The organism is Paratractidigestivibacter sp. (assembly GCF_052362415.1).
GTDB lineage: Bacteria > Actinomycetota > Coriobacteriia > Coriobacteriales > Atopobiaceae > Paratractidigestivibacter.
On the sequence record NZ_DAWEMK010000029.1, the window covers coordinates 13,634 to 19,116 of the forward strand.

Genomic DNA, 5,483 nt, shown 5'->3' on the forward strand with positions numbered 1-5,483 from the left:
GCGGCAACGTCCTGCACGTCCACGACCTCGTCGATTATGTGACCCAGGAGGCCGAGCTTGCCGGCGCTCATGCCGCTCGGTATGCTCGGGGCGACGCACTCGGCGGCACGCGCGGCGTCCCAGTCGTTGCCGCGGGCGGCGTTCGTTATACCGTCCCGCAGTCGATCGATCCCGCGAGGATACCCGATGAGCTCACGCTCCGCTTCCGCGTCGGGGGCGTTTACGAGGATAAATGGGTCGATGTGTGCGCAGATGGCACAAGGCTTGTGCATAGGCGCAGGCCTATCCTCGTCCCAGGACAGATGGATGAGGTCGTCTTGAGGAAGTCCGACCTCGCCGCGTGCGGGGACATCCAGAGCATCGTCGTCAGCCTCGAGGAGGTGAGCAGGTGATGTCCGCTCAGTGCAGGACCCTGACCTGCATCCGCTGCCCGAGGGGCTGCCAGGTCGAGGTCGAGCTCGAGGGCGCCGAGGTCGTGGGCGTTCGCGGCAACTCGTGCAAAAGGGGAGAGGCCTATGCCCGTGCGGAGATCGCGGCCCCGGTCCGCACCGTCACCTCGACCGTCCCCGTCATCGGCAGCGCGACCGAGCGGATGGTCAGCGTGAAGACCTCCCGCGAGGTCCCCAAGGACAAGGTCATGGAGGTCATGGCAGCGATCCTGCGCGCCCGTGTGCACGCGCCGGTGCGCATCGGCGATGTGATCGTCGCCGACGCCGCCGGAACCGGGGCAGACGTCGTGGCGACCAAATCGGCGTGATGCAAGGCTTGTGCATAGTGTTGACACAAGAGAAGCGCGCCCTCATCTGACTGGGGGCGCGCTTCTTTCTTGCGGCGATCTGTTCGCTGATCCCTCTGCCTTCGGCGCGCTGCCTTAAAGCCTAGAGCAGCTCCTTGAAGGCGTCGGTGACGTTCTGGACCTTGTCGGAGCCGAGAACCACGTGGACGCCGTTGGCCTCGTCCTCGGGCTTGACGATACCGATGGCGCCTGCGGCCATGCAGCCGGCGTAGTCGACCTTCGAGGTGTCCTTCAGGGTGAGGCGCAGGCGCGTGGCGCAGTTGGCCACGGACTCGACGTTCTCTTTGCCGCCGACCGCCTGAAGGATGTTGCCGGCGGTCGCGGCGGCCTTGACGGCCTCCTTGACGACCTCGCTGTCGTCCGACTTGAAAGCCTCGGTGATCCGCTCGAATATGCTTGCCATTTTTGAACCTCCGAATCGATGGCGTGTGCTCTTCCCTAAGACCCGAGTCTAGTGAATAAAATGCATTACTCTCTTACCGAAATTCGCCAACGGCCTCAATCCCCCGCCGAAATGACGAAAAGGGACAGTCCCTTTTCGTCATGCCTCCCACTGGTACTCGGCCATCCTTACCCTGCCGTCCGGCAGAAAGCCCACGCCCTCCGCCTCGAGCAAGGCGCGCTGCGCCCCCGGGCCGCCGAACGCGAAGCCGGGCGCGAGCATCCCGTCCTTGAAGACCACGCGGTGGCACGGCACGCCCCCTGCCACGCCCGGGCTCGAGTGCATGGCGTACCCGACGTAGCGCGCCCGCCTCGGCTCGCCCAGCATTCGCGCGATCTGTCCGTAGGTTGCCACGCGGCCCTCGGGAATTTGCTTGACGACCTCGTAGCAGCGCTCGAAGAAAGGTTCGGACATGAAGGCTCCTTGGGACGGGCTCGGGTATCTGGACGGGCGGTGCGCGCCGGCGCCGGCGCGGCTTCCCGCGGCATACGCCGCGGGCTTCTCTGTGCGAGATTGTACGCCGCGGCTTGAGTATCTCGGGCTTCTTGGCTTACCGGCCAGCCCGGCTGGGTAAGTACGTGACCGTACAGAAGCCTCCCGGGCGGCTGGCGCCCGCAACCCATTCATCAGAAAGGCCGTCCCATGCTATATCCCCAGCAGACTTCCTCGTGATTCGTCGAGAGCCTCGACGGTATCTGGGACTTCAAGCTCGACGACGGGCACGCGTTCGACGACGGCTGGGCGGCCCGGCCGCTCGACGATCCCCTGACCATGCCCGCCCCGTCTTCCTACAACGATCTCAAAGAGGGGGTCGACTTCCGCGAATTCTGTGGCTGGGCCTTCTACCAGCGCACGATTGCTGTCCCGTCCATCGCGCTCGGCGAGCGCGTCATGCTTCGCTTCGCCGCTATCACGCACCATGCCAAGGTGTTCCTCAACGGGCACGAGATCTGCTGCCACGTTGGCGGCTTCCTGCCTTTCGAGGTGCAGCTGAACGAGTGGCTCAAGCCGGGCGACAACCTCCTCACCGTCGCCGTCGACAACCCTATCGACTACTCGACCCTTCCCGTGGGCGGCAAGGCGAATATGATGGCGGGTCTCATGGGCGGCATGGGGTCCAGCCCCTCCGACGGCAAGAAGGCCAACAACCCTAATTTCGACTTCTTCAACTACGCCGGCATCACCCGTCAGGTCTGCATCTACACGACCCCTGCGGAGCACATCGACGACATCGAGCTCGTCGCTGACGTCCAGGACGAGACGGGTGACGACCCCTCTGCCACGATCTCGTACAAGGTCGCCGCGACCGGGGACGCCGACTGCCGCGTGGAGCTCCTCGACGCCAAAGGCCAGAAGGTCGCCGAGTCCTCGGGCGCCGAGGGCGAGCTCATGGTCGAGCACGCGACCCTTTGGCAGCCCGGGCACGCCTATCTTTATCAGGTGCGCGTCACCTTCGGCGATGACGTCTACGAGCTTCCCTATGGCGTGCGCACCGTCCGCGTCGACGGCGAGAGGTTCCTCATCAACGGCCGGCCGTTCTACTTCAAGGGCTACGGAAAGCATGAGGACACGTTCCCCGCGGGCCGCGGCGAGAACCTCCCCATGAACGTCAAGGACATCTCGCTCATGAAGTGGCAGGGGGCCAACAGCTTCCGCACGAGCCACTACCCTTACAGCGAGGAGATGATGCGCCTGTGCGACGCCGAGGGCATCGTCGTCATCGACGAGACCACGGCCGTGGGCGTGAACCTCAAGTTCGGCGGCGGCGCCAACTTCGGCGAAGAGCACGTCTCGACCTTCGACCCGGTTCATGGTGTGCAGACGCAAGAGGCCCACAAGCAGGTTATCCGCGACCTCGTCGCGCGCGACAAGAACCACGCGTGCATGGTCATGTGGAGCATCGCCAACGAGCCCGACTCCGCCTCCGAGGGGGCTTACGAGTACTTCAAGCCGCTCTATGACCTCGCGCGTGAGCTCGACCCCCAGAAGCGCCCCTGCACCCTCCCGAGCGTCCAGGGGACCACGCCGCAGAACGACTGCTCCGCCAAGCTCTCCGACGTCATCTGCCTCAACCGCTAGTACGGCTGGTACTTCGGCGGGCCTGACCTCGAGGTCACGAAGGCGGCGCTGCGCCGCGAGCTCGAGGCCTGGGCGGAGCTCGGCAAGCCGATCGTCTTCACCGAGTTCGGCGCCGACACGGTCGCCGGGCTCCATGACACCACGCCCGTCATGTACACCGAGGAGTACCAGGTCGACTACTACAAGGCGAACTTCGCGGTCATGGACGAGTTCCCCTGTGTGGTGGGGGAGCAGGCCTGGAACTTCGCCGACTTCGCCACGAGCCAGAGCATCCTGCGCGTGGCAGGCAACAAGAAGGGCCTCTTTACCCACGACCGCAAGCCCAAGCTCGCAGCTCACTACTTCCGCGAAAGCTGGCACCAGATCCCCGATTTCGGCTTTAAGGAGTAGGCCGGAAATAGTTTTCAAATTCCCGCTTGCATTTCCGATTCGATGCTGGTAAATTGTTTTCTCGCGCGAAGGCGCAGCAAATTCGGGTGGTGGCGCAGTTTGGTAGCGCACTTGACTGGGGGTCAAGGGGTCGCTGGTTCGAATCCAGTCCACCCGACCAGAACTTAACAAGCCGGCCTGGGTAACCAGGCCGGCTTTTTTGTAATGACGAAAAGGGACAGTCCCTTTTCGTCATTACATTTAATAGGAGACCTGGCAGGGGATGCCGAGGGCGCGAACGCGGGCGGCGATGGCGTCCATGGCATCTGCCGGGGCCTTCATAAGGCCGTCGACGGGGGTGTCGCGCGCGATGGTGTAGATCGTCGCCTCCTGCGGGCGGATCCTGCGGAGCGCGTCGAGCCACGGCCCCACGTAGCGCTCGGAGGTGTTGTCCATGTCATGCCCCTGCCACTTGCCTCGCAGGAATATGGTCTGCACGATCACATGGCCCTCGAACGACGCGAACGCCCTTATCTGCTCCTCGACGTCGTAGCGGCCCACGGGCCTGTCGAGCAGGCGGATGTATTCCGCGTCTGCGGTGTCGAGCTTGAGGATGTTGTCGTCTACGAGCATGAGCGCGTCGTGGACTTCGGGGCGCGCGGCCATCGTCCCGTTGGAGAGGACCGCGATCTTGGCGGTCGGGGCGAGCTCGTCGCGCAGGGCGACGGCTGCGCGGATCGCCTCGGGGAACTCCGGCGCGGCGGTCGGCTCGCCGTTGCCGGCGAAGGTGATGACGTCGGGCAGCTCGCCCTCGTCGCGCATCTGACGCAGCTTCGCCTCGAGCGCCGCGGCCACCGTCTGCGCGCTGTTGTGGCGCCCGGCGCACCTGCGTTGCTCGTTCAGGCCGTTCTCGCAGTAGAGGCAATCGAAGGTGCAGATCTTTCCCGTCGCGGGCATCATGTTCACCCCGAGCGAGACGCCGAGCCGGCGGCTGCGCACGGGCCCGAAGACCGGGGAATCGTTGAGGAACGTGGGCATTCGTGTCTCCCTTCTGTTTCAAAGAACAATAGCCCAATCACGGTGCGTGTACCATTGAAGGGCTGTTTTCCGAACCAACGAGGAGGGCATATGTCCCGCGTCTATAACTTCTCTGCCGGCCCCGCGGTCCTTCCTGAGGAAGTGCTTCGCCAATGCGCCGCGTCTATGCTCGACTACGACGGCACCGGCATGTCCGTTATGGAGATGAGCCACCGCTCGCCGGTGTTCCAGAAGATCATCGAAGAGGCGGAGGCCGACCTGCGCTCGCTCATGGGAATCCCTGACGACTACAAGGTGCTCTTTCTCCAGGGCGGCGACTCGCTGCTGTTCTCTACCGTCTTCATGAACCTCGCGACGAACGGCAAGGCCGACTACGTCGTGACGGGCAACTGGTCAAAGAAGGCCTACGAGCAGGGCGTTATTCTGGGCGACGCCAAGCTCCTCGCCACCTCCGCGGATAAGAAATTCTCCTACGTGCCGGACGTCTCCGACCTGGACATCCGCCCGAACGCGAGCTTCGTCTACATCTGCCAGAACGAGACGATCACCGGCACGCGCTACCCCGAGCTGCCCGACACCAAGGGACATGTGCTCGTCGCGGACCAGTCCTCGATGTTCCTCTCCGAGCCGGTCGACGTCTCGCGCTACGGGCTCATCCACGCGGGCGTCCAGAAGAACGTCGGGCCCGCCGGCGTGCAGATCGTGATCGTCCGCGAGGACCTCATTCCCGACGACCTTCCCGGCGTGCCCACCATGCTG

Annotated in this window: 5 protein-coding genes, 1 tRNA gene and 2 pseudogenes; 5 read left to right on the forward strand and 3 right to left on the reverse strand. The window is 64.3% G+C overall.

Annotation, left to right across the window (positions count from 1 at the left end):
• Both ACT84W_RS04520 and ACT84W_RS04525 read left to right on the forward strand, forming a co-directional pair.
• A pseudogene (locus ACT84W_RS04520) lies at positions 1–392 on the forward strand (pyridine nucleotide-disulfide oxidoreductase); the annotation flags it as partial.
• On the forward strand, positions 392–757 hold the full coding sequence (locus tag ACT84W_RS04525; RefSeq protein WP_444328353.1) for a DUF1667 domain-containing protein: 366 nt from the start codon (positions 392–394) through the stop codon (positions 755–757). The pseudogene ACT84W_RS04520 and the gene ACT84W_RS04525, both read left to right, overlap by 1 nt.
• A gap of 121 nt (positions 758–878) precedes the next feature.
• Here the strand turns inward: ACT84W_RS04525 and ACT84W_RS04530 are convergent, their stop codons facing one another.
• Positions 879–1,199, reverse strand: a complete 321-nt coding sequence (locus ACT84W_RS04530; protein ID WP_432290534.1) for a PTS transporter subunit EIIB — start codon at positions 1,197–1,199, stop codon at positions 879–881.
• A 138-nt stretch (positions 1,200–1,337) separates the two neighbouring features.
• Positions 1,338–1,652: an MGMT family protein gene (locus ACT84W_RS04535; RefSeq protein ID WP_417576642.1), complete on the reverse strand. Its 315-nt coding sequence runs from the start codon at positions 1,650–1,652 to the stop codon at positions 1,338–1,340.
• 276 nt (positions 1,653–1,928) lie between these two features.
• On the opposite strand from ACT84W_RS04535, the pseudogene uidA reads away from it, so the two are divergent.
• Together uidA and ACT84W_RS04545 are read left to right on the forward strand one after the other, a co-directional pair.
• Positions 1,929–3,707: pseudogene (uidA, locus tag ACT84W_RS04540) on the forward strand (beta-glucuronidase); the annotation flags it as partial.
• 83 nt (positions 3,708–3,790) lie between these two features.
• A tRNA-Pro gene (locus tag ACT84W_RS04545) sits at positions 3,791–3,867 on the forward strand.
• Between the two features lie 80 nt (positions 3,868–3,947).
• Here the strand turns inward: ACT84W_RS04545 and ACT84W_RS04550 are convergent.
• Positions 3,948–4,724, reverse strand: coding sequence for a radical SAM protein (locus ACT84W_RS04550; RefSeq protein ID WP_417576643.1), 777 nt, complete (start codon positions 4,722–4,724; stop codon positions 3,948–3,950).
• Positions 4,725–4,814: 90 nt separating this feature from the next.
• Here ACT84W_RS04550 and serC point away from each other — a divergent pair.
• The coding region (gene serC, locus ACT84W_RS04555) for a 3-phosphoserine/phosphohydroxythreonine transaminase (protein WP_444328354.1) at positions 4,815–5,483 on the forward strand (669 nt) is incomplete at its 3' end.